19 protein-coding genes are annotated in these 14,290 nt (G+C 63.2%); 7 read left to right on the forward strand and 12 right to left on the reverse strand.

The window, feature by feature from the left end; all coding sequences use genetic code 11:
* Positions 1–29 precede the first annotated feature (29 nt).
* From QZ656_RS07580 to QZ656_RS07595, 4 genes are all read left to right on the forward strand, one after another.
* The gene (locus tag QZ656_RS07580) at positions 30–182 is read left to right on the forward strand and encodes a hypothetical protein (protein WP_291992837.1); all 153 of its coding nucleotides are present in this window, start codon (positions 30–32) and stop codon (positions 180–182) included.
* Between the two features lie 255 nt (positions 183–437).
* Positions 438–1,478, forward strand: a complete 1,041-nt coding sequence (locus QZ656_RS07585) for a hypothetical protein (protein WP_291992838.1) — start codon at positions 438–440, stop codon at positions 1,476–1,478.
* A gap of 552 nt (positions 1,479–2,030) precedes the next feature.
* Positions 2,031–2,534: a VOC family protein gene (locus QZ656_RS07590; RefSeq protein WP_291992839.1), complete on the forward strand. Its 504-nt coding sequence runs from the start codon at positions 2,031–2,033 to the stop codon at positions 2,532–2,534.
* A gap of 29 nt (positions 2,535–2,563) precedes the next feature.
* Positions 2,564–2,971, forward strand: a complete 408-nt coding sequence (locus QZ656_RS07595) for an SRPBCC family protein (protein WP_291992840.1) — start codon at positions 2,564–2,566, stop codon at positions 2,969–2,971.
* A 364-nt stretch (positions 2,972–3,335) separates the two neighbouring features.
* Here QZ656_RS07595 and QZ656_RS07600 read toward each other — a convergent pair whose 3' ends face one another.
* The 6 genes from QZ656_RS07600 to QZ656_RS07625 all read right to left on the reverse strand — a co-directional run bounded on the left by QZ656_RS07600 (position 3,336) and on the right by QZ656_RS07625 (position 7,228).
* Positions 3,336–3,755 (reverse strand): hypothetical protein, encoded by a 420-nt coding sequence (locus QZ656_RS07600; protein ID WP_291992841.1) that lies wholly within the window; start codon positions 3,753–3,755, stop codon positions 3,336–3,338.
* Entirely contained in the window at positions 3,752–4,687 is a 936-nt protein-coding gene (locus QZ656_RS07605) for an alpha/beta fold hydrolase (protein WP_291992842.1), read from the reverse strand. The genes QZ656_RS07600 and QZ656_RS07605 overlap by 4 nt, the downstream gene beginning before the upstream one ends.
* 405 nt (positions 4,688–5,092) lie before the next feature.
* Entirely contained in the window at positions 5,093–5,332 is a 240-nt protein-coding gene (locus QZ656_RS07610) for a hypothetical protein (protein ID WP_291992843.1), read from the reverse strand.
* Positions 5,333–5,357: 25 nt separating this feature from the next.
* A complete protein-coding gene (locus QZ656_RS07615) occupies positions 5,358–5,642 on the reverse strand; it encodes a hypothetical protein (RefSeq protein WP_291992844.1) in 285 nt (94 codons plus the stop codon).
* On the reverse strand, positions 5,626–6,660 hold the full coding sequence (locus tag QZ656_RS07620) for a DUF2157 domain-containing protein (RefSeq protein WP_291992845.1): 1,035 nt from the start codon (positions 6,658–6,660) through the stop codon (positions 5,626–5,628). Before QZ656_RS07620 ends, QZ656_RS07615 begins: the two co-directional genes overlap by 17 nt.
* A gap of 418 nt (positions 6,661–7,078) precedes the next feature.
* The gene (locus tag QZ656_RS07625) at positions 7,079–7,228 is read right to left on the reverse strand and encodes a hypothetical protein (RefSeq protein ID WP_291992846.1); all 150 of its coding nucleotides are present in this window, start codon (positions 7,226–7,228) and stop codon (positions 7,079–7,081) included.
* Between the two features lie 251 nt (positions 7,229–7,479).
* On the opposite strand from QZ656_RS07625, the gene QZ656_RS07630 reads away from it, so the two are divergent.
* From QZ656_RS07630 to nifS, 3 genes are all read left to right on the forward strand, one after another.
* The gene (locus QZ656_RS07630) at positions 7,480–7,803 is read left to right on the forward strand and encodes an iron-sulfur cluster assembly accessory protein (protein WP_291992847.1); all 324 of its coding nucleotides are present in this window, start codon (positions 7,480–7,482) and stop codon (positions 7,801–7,803) included.
* Between the two features lie 12 nt (positions 7,804–7,815).
* Positions 7,816–8,787, forward strand: coding sequence for a Fe-S cluster assembly protein NifU (nifU, locus tag QZ656_RS07635; protein ID WP_291992848.1), 972 nt, complete (start codon positions 7,816–7,818; stop codon positions 8,785–8,787).
* Between the two features lie 66 nt (positions 8,788–8,853).
* Entirely contained in the window at positions 8,854–10,062 is a 1,209-nt protein-coding gene (nifS, locus tag QZ656_RS07640) for a cysteine desulfurase NifS (RefSeq protein ID WP_291992849.1), read from the forward strand.
* Positions 10,063–10,199: 137 nt separating this feature from the next.
* Here nifS and nifM read toward each other — a convergent pair whose 3' ends face one another.
* From nifM to nifV, 6 genes are read right to left on the reverse strand one after another with little or no spacing between them, the layout of a single operon-like run.
* A complete protein-coding gene (nifM, locus tag QZ656_RS07645; protein WP_291992850.1) occupies positions 10,200–11,051 on the reverse strand; it encodes a nitrogen fixation protein NifM in 852 nt (283 codons plus the stop codon).
* Positions 11,032–11,526, reverse strand: a complete 495-nt coding sequence (locus tag QZ656_RS07650) for a nitrogen fixation protein NifZ (RefSeq protein ID WP_291992851.1) — start codon at positions 11,524–11,526, stop codon at positions 11,032–11,034. The genes nifM and QZ656_RS07650 overlap by 20 nt, the downstream gene beginning before the upstream one ends.
* Positions 11,523–11,864, reverse strand: coding sequence for a nitrogenase-stabilizing/protective protein NifW (locus QZ656_RS07655; RefSeq protein WP_291992852.1), 342 nt, complete (start codon positions 11,862–11,864; stop codon positions 11,523–11,525). Before QZ656_RS07655 ends, QZ656_RS07650 begins: the two co-directional genes overlap by 4 nt.
* A 10-nt stretch (positions 11,865–11,874) precedes the next feature.
* Positions 11,875–12,195 carry a hypothetical protein gene (locus tag QZ656_RS07660; RefSeq protein WP_291992853.1) on the reverse strand — a complete coding sequence of 107 codons (321 nt, stop codon included), beginning with the start codon at positions 12,193–12,195 and terminating at the stop codon, positions 11,875–11,877.
* Between the two features lie 7 nt (positions 12,196–12,202).
* A complete protein-coding gene (gene cysE / locus QZ656_RS07665; RefSeq protein WP_291993210.1) occupies positions 12,203–12,961 on the reverse strand; it encodes a serine O-acetyltransferase in 759 nt (252 codons plus the stop codon).
* Positions 12,962–12,971: 10 nt separating this feature from the next.
* Positions 12,972–14,111, reverse strand: a complete 1,140-nt coding sequence (gene nifV / locus QZ656_RS07670; protein ID WP_291992854.1) for a homocitrate synthase — start codon at positions 14,109–14,111, stop codon at positions 12,972–12,974.
* Positions 14,112–14,290: the final 179 nt, after the last annotated feature.

The following is a 14,290-nucleotide window of genomic DNA, read 5'->3' on the forward strand; positions in this document are numbered from 1 at the left end:
GGCAGCTGGCGCGCGCCGACGACAGCGAAATGGCGCTCGCTAGCGACATCCTCAACGCCGCGCTCGAGGCTTATGCGCTGGCCAAGTTCTTCGGCAAGGGCGCCGGGCTCGATGCCTTGAAGGAAACGGTCGCCGCGCGCACCAAGCGCGAGCGTAAACCGAGCCCGGTCGTCGCCGCCTGAGCGCCGCGCCAGGCTTCGCGCTCGGCGCGCAAGGATCGGAACTTCGGTCGCAAGGCTCCGAGCTTCGACGGCAAGCTTCAGAGGCTTGGCGGCAAGCCTCTGAACCTCGGTGTGCAAGGATCAAAGCCCTGGCCGCAAAGCAAAAAGCCTTGCGCGCAAAGCGTCGAGGCTCGACCGAGATGGAAAATAGCCTCAAGTACAAGCTTCGCGACCTTGCGCGCAAGGCTCTGAGCTTCGCGCGCAAGGCTCAGAGCTTTGCGCGCAAGGTTCAAAGCCTTGAGGTGCGAGCCTCGCAGCCTTGCGCGTCGAGTAAAAAGCCTTGCCGGCAAGCCTTTTTGCTTTGCGCGCGAAGCTCAGAGCCTTGCCGGGACAGTTCGCCGTGACGCCGATCGAGCAGAAAGCTTCGCCGCCGCGCTTAGCGGGCTGACGAACGCAGAAAAAAGGCTCGCCCGAAAACCAAGATGGCTTGTGCATCGAGCAAAAAGCCTCGTTCTCGCCAATGCGGACTATCAACGCCGCGATAATCGGCTCGTCGTCGAGGCTCCAGGCTTGCGCCCTCGAGCCCGGCGGCCGACCGCCATCGCCAAGCGGGGCAAGCGGCGACCGAAGAGTCTTTCTCGCGCGTCGGCAGAGCTTGCGCGTTGCTGTCGCCAAGCCTACGATCGCCATACCCCTGCCTCATCCGTGGAGACCCACTTGTCCGCTGCACAGGCGCGAATCGTCGCATTGGCCTTGGCTCTGGGCGTCGTCGTCGCTGCCTGGCTGCTTTTCGAGTTCGGCGAAACGACCAACCACAGTCAGGCGGCGGCCCCCTATCAAACACCGCCGACCAGCTCGCCATCGCCGCTCGTCGCCCCGCAAGCATCAGGCGGCCCACCACCGGCGCTGGCTGCTCCCGCAGACCTTGGTGCCCGACCTCCTGTTTCTGCCATCTACCAATGCAAGGGGCCGAACGGTAGGGCCTTCCGGGACCATCCCTGCGCGAGCAATGAGAGCGAAGTGCATGTCTCGCCTGCCGGTCCGCCATCGACACCCGGCTACAGCCTGGCGCAGAGCAAGGCGATCGCCGACGAAATGGAAGCCGTAAGGCTGCGCGGCGAGGCGCAACAAAGATCGCGTCTGAGTCAGCCCGACAAGCCGGCGCAGAGGTCCAGGAGCAGCGAGTGTGCCGCGATTGACCAGGCGATTGCCGGTGTCGATTCCGTACTCCGGGCGCTGCACTCGGCTTCCCAGGGTGATTACTGGACAGCCGAACGCCGGGCCCTCACGGATCGGCGCTTTTCGATCGGCTGTTGAGTGCTGCGCGGAGCGCTGAGACGGGTGGTGCCAGCAAGCCATCGGCAGGCGCGGCGATCGTGCCTTCCTGACGCCGACCGCGACGGCTTCTCGCTGCATCGAGGACAGCGAGGCGACGCCGCCGATCATGGGTAAGCAGGCCAAGCAGGCGACGAGGGTGACTTCGTCCTCTGCTCGATTGCTTTGATGCTCCCCATCGACGCATCGCAGACCTTGGCGACCGGCTGCTTTAGTGTTTTCAGCCTGATCGACGACCGGCGCTGCGGGTCTTCGGGCCTGCTCCTGAAAAGTCGCTATTTCGGGTCGTTTGCCACCGTACCGAGGAGTCGCTATTCTGCGAACCACCGCAGCCGCCAAGCCATGCGGCGTGCCGGATGCCACCGGCAGCGCCGCGAGCCTTGCTTGCTTTATTCAGACTGCCTTACAGGGCGAATTCATTTTTGCGAAAGCACGGCCATCCGCAAAGGTCGCACACGAGAGCCTGGCGCATTTGCGGCGTGATCTCGAAGGTCTGTTCACGCAAGCTCGCAACAAAGCACGGAAGGAAGAATCATGACCACGAGCGTCAGCAAGAACACGATTTGCCTCTGGTACGACGGCTCTGCCCTGGATGCTGCGCGCTTCTATGCCGAGACCTTCCCGGACAGTGCGCTGGGCACTGTCCAGCGCGCGCCCGGCGACTATCCCGCGGGCCAGCAGGGCGATGTCCTGGTAGTCGAGTTCACCCTTATGGGTATCCCGTGCATCGGACTGAACGGCGGTCCGGGTATCAAGCACAACGAGGCTTTCTCGTTCCAGGTTGCGACCGACGACCAGGCCGAAACCGACCGCTTGTGGAACGCGATCATCAGCAACGGCGGCCAGGAAAGCGCCTGCGGCTGGTGCAAGGACAGGTGGGGAGTGTCGTGGCAAATCACGCCACGCGCCCTGACGGCCGCGATTGCCGACCCCGACCGCGCCGCGGCCAAACGAGCCTTCGCAGCGATGATGGAAATGACCAAGATCGACATTGCCGCCATCGAAGCGGCTCGGCGCGCTTGGTCGAGCCCGCGATAGTCAATTAATCAACAGCGAGGAGCCAGGTCATGAAAATCACCGTTGAAACGCTTGTCAATGCGCCCATCGGCAAGGTTTGGAGCGCCTACACCACGCCGGCGGACATCACGCAGTGGCATACCGCGTCCGATGATTGGCACACCACCAAAGCCACTGTCGATTTGCGCGAGGGTGGCGAGTTCTCATCGCGGATGGAAGCCAAAGACGGTAGCTTCGGCTTTGACTTCGCCGGGACGTATACGAGGATCGTGCCGCTGCAATTGCTTGAATATTCCTTCGGCGACCGTACGGGTGCTGTCGAATTCGTGCCTGGCGCCAACGGTGTAAGGGTGCGCTCGACCTTCGACGCCGAATCGGAAAACCCTGTGGAAATGCAGCGCCAGGGATGGCAGGCGATTCTGAATAATTTTGCCAAACACGTTGAAGCGAGCCCGTAGAGTAAAAGGCGCGTACGCGACTGACGAATCTCCCGTCTCGCCACTGCGGGAGGGCCGGGTGAGGCGGGGAAGTCAGGGAGCCTGCTCCCTGCCCGGCGGACGATTCCGGCGTGCCCGTCATTGCGAGCGCAGCGAAGCAATCCAGGGGTTTCCAGCGGCGGACCCAGCGGGGTGGCCCGGAAGGGACTACTGGACTGCCACGTCGCTACGCTCCTCGCAGTGACGGTGTCGCTGGCGCTTACGTGCAAGCCGGAATGCGCACCGCAAGTGAGAGGGAGCGGTCATGACTTTCATCATCGGGGGGTCTCAACATGTCATGACCTTTGGAGTGAGCGAAGACGATTCACGCTCGCCGCGCTGGCCACTACTTTTCGGGCACTTCGATATAGTGCGCGGCGAGCCACTCCCGATCGAGTTCCCAGCGCGCGTCCTTGATTCCGGGCTGCGCGAGGACGATCGCGCGCGCTTCGGCCTGCACTTCGCCGAGCAGCTTTTGCGCGGCGATGAACGCCGGATCGTTGGCGTCTTTGGTATTGATGTCCGGATAGAGGACGGCCAGCGCCTTGAACGCCGGTACCTGGACGTTGCGCGGCGTACTGATGAAGGCCGTTTCGCCAGTGACTTTCAGGACCCGGAACTGGTAGGGGTAGCTCTTCAGCGGCGCGCTGCCCTGCGCCGCAATGACTGCGGTCAGCTGCCGAGAACGCGAATCGGGCGCGCGGATCAGCCAGTCGAGGCCGACGAGCAAGAGCACGATGATGATTATCCAGTAGCGCTTCTTCACCTTGCATCTCCTGTGCTGCGTTGCGAAAGTTCCTGGCTGTGGCGGTCGGCCAGTGGTCTGGTGGCCGCGTCGAGAAAGTCGATTACCGATGCGAAGTGGCGCTCGATTTCAGCGTATTGATCGTGGCTGCCAGGGATCAGCAGCAAGCGTACGCGCTCATCACGGCGCCTGGCAAAGATTTCCTGCGCGTCGCTGACCGGTACCGTTTCGTCGTCGCTGCCGTGTACCAGCAGCACCGGGCAGCTGGCCGCGCGGATCGTCTGGCGGGGGGCGATGTCCGCGAAACGCTGGCCGATGACGTGCTGGACGTAGTAGAGAATGTAGGCCCCCAGCGGCCAATAGGGAATCCGCCGCGCTTGCAGCCAGCGCCGCATGATCGCTGCCGGATCGGCGAAAGCCGCCAGCGTCACGGCGGCGATCAGGTCGTGCCGTTGGCTGGCGAGCAGCAAAGCCGCCGCCGCCCCGACCGAATGCCCGATGACCCCGACTCGCTGGGCATCGACTTCCGCCTGCGCGCGCAGCCAATCGACCGCGTGCGCCAGATCTTCGGCAAAGCGCGGCAGCGAAGCAAAGCTGTCGCCATCGCTGCGGCCGTGGCTGCGTGCGTCGAAGAAGAGCAGCGCGTAGCCTGCCCGGTGCAGGGGTTTGGCCAGCGGCAACATCATTTCGGCGTTGCCGCCCCAGCCATGCACGATGGCCAGTGCCGGTGCGCCGTCGGCGGCCGGGATGAACCATCCGAAGAGCGTCTTGCCGCGCTCGCTGGCGATCGCCACCTGGCGCCACGCCAGGCCGTCGGGAACGCCGCTCTCGACCACGCGTGGCGCGGCCAGGCTGCGGCGAATCAGGTGATTGATGGCGAGCACGGCGACGACCGCGATCGACAGCAGCGCCAGCGCCGTAGACACGCCGCCCCAGGTGCTGGCCTCAGGCATGCGGGTCGGCGCTGCCCGATTGCCCGAGCGGATCGCCGCCGACGGCCGGGCTAGCTGACTTCAATCGCTTCGTCATGGTGGCCACTCGCCTTTCTACCCTCCGCTGCGTCCTTGTCAGTCCGACCGCGTGCCACGAATAATCAAAGTCCCCGCAAGAACGCAAGCCTGAAGCAGCGCGCTCAAGGTCGCTGCGACGTCAGGAGCCGCCGCTTGCAGCGCGCGGGATATTGCGGCGAATGGTCGTTTGGCAATAGCGCGACTGGCAGGAATGGGCGGTTAGGTAAAGCTCTGCACGACGACTCGAAAGGGACTTTCCTGTTGGCTGGACGCGGACCTTCGACGCCCAAGTCGAGAGCGCCGCCGCGCTGCTGGTCGCCTCCCGCTCGCCCGAGCTTGTGCCCTGGTTCATTTTGGGCGTTTGACGCATTCATATTTTCTGGGAATCCCGTCACTTTTTTTTTCGCCAGTGACTTTGATCTCTTCCTCGTCCTTGCAGCGACCGTCATTTTCTACGTAGACAATGGCCTCGAATGACAAAGTGTAGTTCTTCGGCAGCTCTTTGAGCACTTCTGTTTGACCGGCAACAAGGCTCCTGGCATTGCTGAGCATTAACAAGGCGACAAGCGATATTAGATATCTTTTCATTTCACTTCCCTCGCATGACTTGTGTTTATGTAATTTCATATGACGAATATCGTTCACCCGCCGCCGAGAAATCACCCGCTTCAAGCGCTGCCGGATCGCGGACGCCGAGAGTGATCACGTTGATTCTTCGCTTCAATAATCGATCGACACGTTTAACGCAGGTTTGAGCCGCCGTAATCTCATTCTTGAAGTTCACCTTCTCGGCGTTCCCCTGTGCCCGAGTAGGTGTCGCTTCGATCGTGTTTGAAATGTCGGGGCGCCAGCGAGGTAGATAAGTGGCACGATGGCCGGGATCAATGCCTTCTCTCAAGCAGCTCTCGCACCGGCAGTGGGAGCAATCCCCGGAGCTTGCTGCTGATTATTTCCTCGTGTCGTTGCCAGACAATTCCGAGATAGATAACCGCCAGGCCAATGATCGTCAGGACGAACGGAAACATCATGCTGTCCTTGAATACGCCGTAGGCCAAATGCCCAAGGTAGCCCGCCGCGCCAAGACCGCCGAACACGGCGAATACCCGGCGCGAAAGCATGGCACCGACAACAATCAGTGTGAGGTTGATACACAGATAGAGGAATTTGCCGAGCTCACTGTCTGAACGCATCATCGACAAACCACCCCAGAAGGCCATAACGCCAAACACGTAGAGCCAAAATGCATAGTCCTTGGCATGCCTGGTGCGCAGGTCCACCCAGAAGGCCAGCAGGACGATGAGCAAACCGAACCACAGCGATACGAGTTTTTGTAACTCCCATGTCAATTCGGCGTCGCCGAAAAGGAAGGGAGTCAAGTCCATACTCATGTACCAGAGCGTTACCGCAATCGGCATGACCAGGAATGGCAGGCGGTAGCGCCACAGCATGATGGCGCCGGTCGCCAGCGTGGCGAATTCCATGAACATCCACCGCCAGTCAATCAGCCGGTGGTAATCACGAAAAACCATCCCTTCGGCCCACCATCCCAGTGCGGCTTGCAAGCCGTAGATCGCCATCGGTGTGAGAACGACAACAAAGGTCGCCGTAAGGCCAGCGGGTATTGGCAAGCGGCTGCGGTGCAAGAAAAACTCCGTAAGCCACAGGCCTGCGCCGGCATAGGCCAGCGCGATGAAGAACAATCCCCATCCGCCGAATCGTTCCCAGCCTAGCGTCATGAACAGGCTCATTGCACCAATAGCGAGCAAGCCGCCGAGGTAGTGAAGAACGTGTGTGAAACGGAAACTCGGCGTGTCCTTTCCGCGGTCGCTCAGGAATCGCCAAAGCAGCTCGGCCTGCTGCTCACTTATCAGGCCGTTTTCGCTTGCCTCCTTAAGGAGACCGCGGTTTATTTCCATGACAACTCCCAAGCCTGCACTGGCGCCGCGCCTTGCTCTTTGGAGCATCGAAAGGGTAAGGCGTTGGAATCGAAGCTCTTGTTGGACGAAGCCGCTACGCGGCGAAAAGCGCACTGCTGTAGTCGTGTTGTTTCAAGGTGTGAGCTCACACCCAAGCCCGCAGCCGAGAATTATTCATGACGAATGCGAGCTTACCGCAAGATGCAAGACGTGTCCGCTGTCGCCAGCAGGAATTTTTAATGTGAAAGTCGCGTATGCGACTCACGAATCTCCCTTCTCCCCACTGCGGGAGAAGGGCCGGAGAAGAGGGGGGTGGTCATGACTTTCGTGATCTGGGGTATCACATGTCATGACTGTTAGCGGCTGAGTAATGTGGCACGGTTTGACCAGCGAGGGCAGCTGAAAGCCAGTTCTCGACTCAACACACGCCGGCCTGTCGCCATTCGCGCGACGGTTGCGAACTCCGTCCCTTGCCTGGCTCGCTCGCTTCACCATCACCCAGCCGATCGTTGGCGTGCCGGACGATTTCTCTCGCCTGCCGCAATTGCCCGATCTGCGCGTCACCCATGCCGTGTCCAGCGATGGCCAGGGGCGAATGGCGTTCCCAAGGCGCCCGTCACTGGCCTCTCCCTCGACGCGCTCCGGCCGAATTCTTCTTCGCCGGCAATCGTGTCGGCTTCGCGTGGTGAAGACTACTGGCTGTCGCAAAGACGACAAAGCGCCGCTTCCTGAAACGTCAATGAATTCAGAGCTTGTCGTGCGCTGAGCGGATGGCACGGAGCTTGCAGTGACTATCTCAGTCACCCTGGGAGAACGCACATGATCAATTTGACCCCTGCCGCCCTGGACGCGGTTCGGCGTTTCATTCGCGGTTCCGCGACGCCGGTTGCCGGCCTCCGTTTGACGGTCGCCGGCGGCGGCTGCTCTGGATTGCAGTACGGCATGAAGCTGGAGGCCGAGAAGGCCGACGACGATTGGCAAATGGAAGTGGCGGGCATCACGCTCCTGGTCGACGCGCTGACCTTTCCGATGGTGGACAACGTCACCATCGATTTCATCGACTCGCTGACCCATACCGGTTTCAGGTTCGACAACCCGAACGCCAGCGCGCAGTGTTCCTGCGGCTCGTCGTTCGCGGCGTGAGGAGTAGCGGGCATGTGGGAATACTCGGACAAGGTTCGCGAGCACTTCTTCAATCCGCGCAACTCGGGGCCGCTGAAGGACGCCAACGGCATCGGCGATGTCGGCTCGATCCAGTGCGGCGACGCGCTGCGCCTGATGCTCAAGGTCGATGAGCAGAGCGAGATCATTGAGGACGCGCATTTTCAGACCTTCGGTTGCGGATCGGCGATTGCTTCGTCGTCGGCGCTGACCGAGATTATCAAGGGCATGACGCTGACGCAGGCGCTCGAGGTGTCGAACCAGAACATTGCCGACTACCTCGATGGCCTGCCTCCGGAGAAGATGCACTGCTCGGTGATGGGCCGCGAGGCGCTGCAGGCGGCGATCGCCAATTACCGCGGCGAGGAGTGGTCCGACGATCACGAAGAAGGGGCGCTGATCTGCAAGTGCTTCGCCGTCGATGCCGTCAAGATCGCCGACGTGGTCAATGCCAACCAGCTGAACACCGTCGAGGAAGTCACCTTCTACACCAAGGCCGGTGGCGGCTGCACCGCTTGCCACGAAGGCATCGAGGAGATCCTGGCCGGGATCAAGGCCGAACGCGCCGGCCCCGGCGAAGTCTCGCCGCCGCCGCTCGCTGCCGCTCTCACCGCGGCGCCGCTTGCCCCGGCGAACGCGTCGACCGTGCTGGTCCACGCGCCGACCGTGGCGGTGAGCACGCCGACTGCGGCGGTCAGCGCGCCACCCGCGCGACGCACGCTGGTGCAGAAAATCCGCAAGATCGAGGAGGTTCTCGAATCGGTCCGGCCAATGTTGCAGCGCGATCATGGTGACGTCGAACTGGCCGACGTTCAGGGCAAGACGATCTACGTCACGCTCAAGGGTGCGTGCTCCGGCTGCATGATGGAAGTGGCGACGCTGGGTGGCATCCAGCAGAAGATGATCGAGGCGCTGGGCGAACTGGTGAAGGTTCTGCCGGTTTCGCACATGCCGGTCGAAGCCTGATATTTGATCGCGGCGGCCGCCCACCGCCAACCGAGCTATCAACACAGAAGCCAAAGGACTGGACCCATGGAAGCGATCTATCTGGACAATAACGCGACGACGCGCTGCGACCCGGCTGTCGTCGAAGCGATGCTGCCGTTTTTCACCGAGCATTTCGGCAATGCCTCGTCGATTCATGCCTTCGGCAGCGAAGTCGGCAAGGCGCTCAAGAAGGCGCGCGGCCAGGTGCAGGCGCTGCTCGGTGCCGAGCATGACTCGGAGATCATCTTTACCTCCTGCGGTACCGAGTCGGATGCGACGGCGATCCTGTCCGCCTTGCGGGCACAGCCTGAGCGCAACACGGTGATCACCACCGCCGTTGAGCATCCGGCGGTCCTGACGCTCTGCGAGTGGCTCGAGAAGGAAGGCTATATCGTGCACAAGCTCAGGGTGGACAAGAAAGGCCGCCTTGACCTGGACGAGTATCGCTCCTTGCTGAACGATCGCGTCGCCATCGTCTCGGCGATGTGGGCCAACAACGAAACCGGGACGCTCTTTCCAGTGCTCGAAATGGCCGAAATGGCAGCCGCCAGGGGAGTCATGTTTCATACCGACGCGGTGCAGGCGGTGGGCAAGATTCCTGTCGATCTCAAGAACACCCGCATCGACATGCTCTCGCTTTCCGGCCACAAGCTGCACGCGCCAAAAGGCATCGGCGCGCTTTATCTACGCCGCGGCTGTCGCTTCCGGCCCTTGTTACGCGGCGGTCACCAGGAGCGCGGTCGTCGCGCCGGGACCGAGAACTCGGCGTCAATCATTGGCCTCGGCAAGGCCTGCGAGCTGGCCATCGAGCACATGGACGAAGAGAACACCACCGTCAGGTCGCTGCGCGACACGCTGGAAAAAGGCATCGTCAGCCAGATCGGACACTGTTTTCCGACCGGCGACATCGCCAGGCGCCTGCCCAATACCAGCAATATTGCCTTCGAGTACGTCGAAGGCGAAGGCATTCTCCTGCTGTTGAACAAGCTGGGAATTGCCGGAAGTTCGGGTTCGGCCTGTACGTCGGGCTCGCTCGAGCCCTCGCACGTCATGCGCGCCATGGGTATTCCGTACACGGCGGCGCACGGCACCATCCGTTTCTCGTTGTCACGCTACAACACCGAGGCCGAGGTAAAGCGGGTGATCGAAGTCGTCCCGGGGATCATTGCCCAGCTCCGCAAGCTCTCACCGTACTGGTGCGACAAAGGGCCGGCGGCCAGCGTCGACGGCGCCTTTGCGCCGACTTATGCCTGACCGCGAGGCGGCGGGCCGGGAGGTGCTCTCGGTCCGCCGTCCGGCCTGAGCGCGCGCTGCCATGTGGCGTCGTTTTTTCCACCGCAGATGGCGCGGCGCTGACGAATCGGCCTGCTATGAGTGGTGCTCCTGCCCGGCTACGCGTTGCCTGGCAGATGCTTTCGCCCGGCTTCGGCTAGCAAGGATTTGATCCAGGCGCGTTGTGCTTCGGCACGGCGTTGCTCGGTCAGTCGGTTGATGATTTTCTTGCGGATTTCGGCAAAGGGCGGCGTGCCGTTCGGGAGGATTTCGTCGCAGCGCAGGATGTGCAGGCCGATCTCTGATTCGACGACCTTGCTGATCTCGCGTTCGGCGAGCGCGAAGGCCGGCACTGCAAGCGCCGTGTAGAGCTGCTGGCGCTTGATAATTCCCAGTTGGCCATCTTCCATTGCGCTGGGGCAATGCGAATGGCGTCGCGCCGCGGCGCCGAATTGCCTCGCGGTCTCACGTTCCAGGGTGAGCCGTAGCGTTTCGAGCTGTTCCTCTGCCAGCGCTTTTTCGCGTTCGTCGTCGAAGGTAATCAGGATGTGCCGCAGCCGGCGTGCTTCCGGTCGCTCAAAGGCCTTCGGGTGCAGATGGTAGAAGATTTCGGCATCGACCGCGCTGACCGGGGCAAGCGCCGACGCGACCTTGTCGAGCAACGCCTCGACCAGTAGATCGCGTTCGACCGCCGTCGCCAGTTGTGCTTCGTCGAGGCCGATGCGCTGCAGTTCATCGGCCAGCTCCTGCCCGCTCGGGTAGCGCTGGCGGATCTCGGCCAGCCGCGTGGCCAGCGTCGCGCGTGGCACGACGACCGACGCCGCCTCGACGCTGGCCAGCAGGTGTTGCTCGATGCTCTGTTGTTTTCGGGCGACCGCCAGCAGACGCGTCTGTTCGGCTGCGGAGAGAGCGTCCGGGGTCTTCTGGAAAAGTCCCCAGGAGAGCTTCAGCTCAAGGTAGGGGTGTGGCATCGTCATTGTCCTTTGCCGCTCGAGATAATTCGTCCGGCCGTAGCGCATCCTCGGGAATTTGCAGCACGCGCCCGGCCAGGGCGTCGAAGTGCACCTGGTACGCGGCGCCGCCCGGCGCATCGCGGATCACCTTGACGACCTCGCCGACGGCGCCGGCGGCGACCAGCACGACGCCGCCGATCGCCAGGCTCTTGGCGGCGCAGACGCGGTCGCGAAACTCGAAGCGCGATGGCGCCCACGCTTCGTCGGCGCCGATCAGTTCTTCCTCGCGGCAACCGACGGTCCTGGCTTGGTCGAGAAAGTTCACCGCGTAGATGATCTGGTCCTGCAGGAAGGTGCCGATATCGACCACGTAGCCAATACTGCCGCGGCGGACCAGCGGTGCGCCCGAGTCCAGGCCCGGATAGGTGCCGTCATTGCGAACGTTACGCGTCAGGCGTACCGGCTCGCCGTAGTCCCAGCGCGCACCTCTCACGGCTGCAAGACCTTGTCGAGCGGGACGAAGGAGCTCGTTCCGCCATCGGCCCTGGCGACGTGGTGAAAGACCGAAAAGACCTTCTCGGTGAGCGCGTCGGAAGCGACGAAATCCTGATAGGCACGCGCCAGCCACAAGCGGTAGACGGCGCGGAGTTCTTCGTCGTTGGCCGGCAGTTCGGCGGCTTGCTTGGCCAGATAGTCGTGAAAACGTTGCAGGATGTGCAGGCGGTTCACCTGTACGACGGCAGGGTCGTAGGCAATTTCGAGGTAGTCGAGAAAGTCTTCGGCCGAGCTCAGATCGGCCAGCGCTTCGGTGAGCGGCAGGGGGTCATTCATGGGTGTCTCCTCAGGCGGCGGCAGGGGTGAGTTGGGGTTCCTGGTCTTGCTCGAAGGCGTCGGCGACGGCCAGCAGCCTGGCGGCGCCGAACTGGTCGCGCTGGTCGAGCGCGGCAAGCTTGCGCAGTCGCGCACGCGATGCCGCGTTCTGCCCGAGGCGCAGCAGGACCACGCTCGCCGCCTTGAGTGCCAGCAGGTAGGCCCGCAGCAGCGCCGTTTCGGCGCTGGCCTGCCCGTATTCGTGCGCCGCCTGGGCCAGCAGCTCTTCGGCGGCAGCGGGCAGCGGCTCTTCGAAATAGAGCGTGCAGTCGGAGAAGTCGAGCAGGTCCATGGCCGTCTCAGTGCGTTGATTGGTGTTCGCAGCACAGGTCGCCTGCCGAACAGCTGCCACATTGGCCGCTACGCTCGGCTGGCGGCGGTTCGTGGCGCAGTTCAGCGAGGTCTCGCTCGAGCGTTTCGATGCGCTCGACAAGGCAGGCGATGGACTTGGCAACCGGGTCGGGCAACACGTTGTGATCGAGGTTGATGCCGTTCGCGGGGTGCTGGCCGCCGCCGCGCGTGGCGACCACGCGGCCGGGCACGCCGACCACCGTGCTGTCCGCCGGAACGTTCTTGACGACCACCGAGTTGGCGCCGACGCGGACACGTTCGCCAATCGATATCGGACCGAGAATCTTCGCGCCAGCGCCGACGATCGTACCGTTGGCCAGCGTCGGGTGGCGCCGGCCCTTGTTCCACGAGGTGCCGCCGAGCGTCACCCCGTGGTAGAGCGTGACGTCGTCACCGATTCTGGCGGTCTCGCCGATCACCACCCCGGCGCCGTGGTCGATGAACAGGCGGCGGCCAATGCTCGCGCCGGGGTGAATATCGACGTTGGTCAGCGTCCGCCCGACGAAGGACAGCAAGCGGGCGCTGAAGCGCCAGTCGGATCGCCACAGACGGTGTGACATCCGGTGCGCCAGCAGCGCGTGCACACCGGGATAGGTGGCGAGCACTTCCAGCTTCGAGCGCGCCGCGGGGTCGCGCTGGAAGACGCAGCCGAGGTCTTCCTTGAGAATCGTCCACAGGCCCGGTGCGGCCGCGTCGGCAATCGTCATGTTCAGCGCGTCAGGCATGCTCGGCAGTCCTCGTCGAACCGAGCAGGAGCTGTAGGTCGGCGCTTTCCGGCGCCTGCTTGTTGGTCGCGACGAAGTGGCGAATGCGTGGCAGCAGCGCCTGTGCGTCGGCCTCGGCGAGGCTGATGCCAAGGCCGGCATAGACCGCCAGCACCGCCCGCGATCCCGAATGCTTGCCGAGTACGATGCGGTGCGTCTGGCCGACCTCCTGCGGGTCGAAGCCCTGATAGTTGTCCGGATTCTTCAACAGACCGTCTACGTGGATACCCGCCTCGTGCGTGAAAGCGCCGGCGCCGACGACGCTCTTCTGCCACGCGACGGCGCGCCCCGAGGCGCTGGCAACCAGGCTGGAGAGCGCCGGGAAACCCCTGAGATCGACGCCCGTTTCGATGCCGTAGAGCTTTCTGAGTCCCATCACCACTTCCTCGAGAGCGGCGTTGCCGGCGCGTTCGCCGAGCCCGTTGACCGTCGTATTGACGTGCGTCGCACCGGCGCTGCAGGCGAGCAGCGTATTGGCCGTCGCCAGGCCGAGATCGTCGTGCGCGTGCATTTCGATTTCCAGCCCGCAGTTGCGGCGCAGCGCGCTGACCAGCGCGAAGGTGGCAAAGGGTTCGAGCACGCCGAGCGTGTCGGCGATGCGCAGGCGGCGGGCGCCGGCGTGTTCGGCCGTTTCGGCGAGCGCGCAGAGGAAGTCCGGGTCGGCCCGCGAGGCGTCCTCGCAACCGATGCACACTTCCAGCCCGAGGCTGAGCGCGTCAGCCACGAAGCGGGGCAGTTCGCGCCGTAGCCAGGCGCGGTCGCGGCGGAGTTTGTGGGCCAGGTGCTGGTCTGAGGCGGGTATCGAAATGTCGACCCGCTGGACGCCCAGATCGGCGCAGGCGGCGATGTCGGCGGCGCGCATGCGGGACCAGACCATCAGCCGTGGCGCCAGTCGCAGGGCGGCTACAGCGCGTATCGAGTCACGCTCTTCCTCGCCCATCGCCGGGATGCCGATCTCCAGTTCGGGAACGCCGATCGCCGCCAGCTGGCGAGCAATCTGCAGCTTTTCCGCCAGCGAGAAGGCCACGCCCGCCGACTGTTCGCCGTCGCGCAGGGTGGTGTCGTTGATCGTGACCGATGGCGGCTGCTTCATGGCAATCTCCTTGCAGACAGTTAAGCAAGGTCAGTGCCAGGATCTAAGCCCTTGAAAAATGGTCAGCTTTGTTTCTCTTGCCGACGAATGTACGGTTTCGTGTGGCAAACGCTACACGCTCGACGACATCTCGCCTCGCTGCTGGCGCGTGCCGCCGGGATGAGCAGGAGACGAGAGCT

The organism is Candidatus Accumulibacter sp. ACC003, from assembly GCF_907163085.1.
Lineage (GTDB): Bacteria > Pseudomonadota > Gammaproteobacteria > Burkholderiales > Rhodocyclaceae > Accumulibacter.

Coding starts and splice junctions, on each gene's coding strand:
- QZ656_RS07580 (WP_291992837.1), top strand. CDS start 30: ATGGCGCTCGCTAGCGACATCCTCAACGCCGCGCTCGAGGCTTATGCG.
- QZ656_RS07590 (WP_291992839.1), top strand. CDS start 2,031: ATGACCACGAGCGTCAGCAAGAACACGATTTGCCTCTGGTACGACGGC.
- QZ656_RS07595 (WP_291992840.1), top strand. CDS start 2,564: ATGAAAATCACCGTTGAAACGCTTGTCAATGCGCCCATCGGCAAGGTT.
- QZ656_RS07605 (WP_291992842.1), bottom strand. CDS start 4,687: ATGCCTGAGGCCAGCACCTGGGGCGGCGTGTCTACGGCGCTGGCGCTG.
- QZ656_RS07610 (WP_291992843.1), bottom strand. CDS start 5,332: ATGAAAAGATATCTAATATCGCTTGTCGCCTTGTTAATGCTCAGCAAT.
- QZ656_RS07620 (WP_291992845.1), bottom strand. CDS start 6,660: ATGGAAATAAACCGCGGTCTCCTTAAGGAGGCAAGCGAAAACGGCCTG.
- QZ656_RS07625 (WP_291992846.1), bottom strand. CDS start 7,228: ATGGGTGACGCGCAGATCGGGCAATTGCGGCAGGCGAGAGAAATCGTC.
- QZ656_RS07630 (WP_291992847.1), top strand. CDS start 7,480: ATGATCAATTTGACCCCTGCCGCCCTGGACGCGGTTCGGCGTTTCATT.
- nifU (WP_291992848.1), top strand. CDS start 7,816: ATGTGGGAATACTCGGACAAGGTTCGCGAGCACTTCTTCAATCCGCGC.
- nifS (WP_291992849.1), top strand. CDS start 8,854: ATGGAAGCGATCTATCTGGACAATAACGCGACGACGCGCTGCGACCCG.
- nifM (WP_291992850.1), bottom strand. CDS start 11,051: ATGCCACACCCCTACCTTGAGCTGAAGCTCTCCTGGGGACTTTTCCAG.
- QZ656_RS07655 (WP_291992852.1), bottom strand. CDS start 11,864: ATGAATGACCCCCTGCCGCTCACCGAAGCGCTGGCCGATCTGAGCTCG.
- QZ656_RS07660 (WP_291992853.1), bottom strand. CDS start 12,195: ATGGACCTGCTCGACTTCTCCGACTGCACGCTCTATTTCGAAGAGCCG.
- cysE (WP_291993210.1), bottom strand. CDS start 12,961: ATGACGATTGCCGACGCGGCCGCACCGGGCCTGTGGACGATTCTCAAG.
- nifV (WP_291992854.1), bottom strand. CDS start 14,111: ATGAAGCAGCCGCCATCGGTCACGATCAACGACACCACCCTGCGCGAC.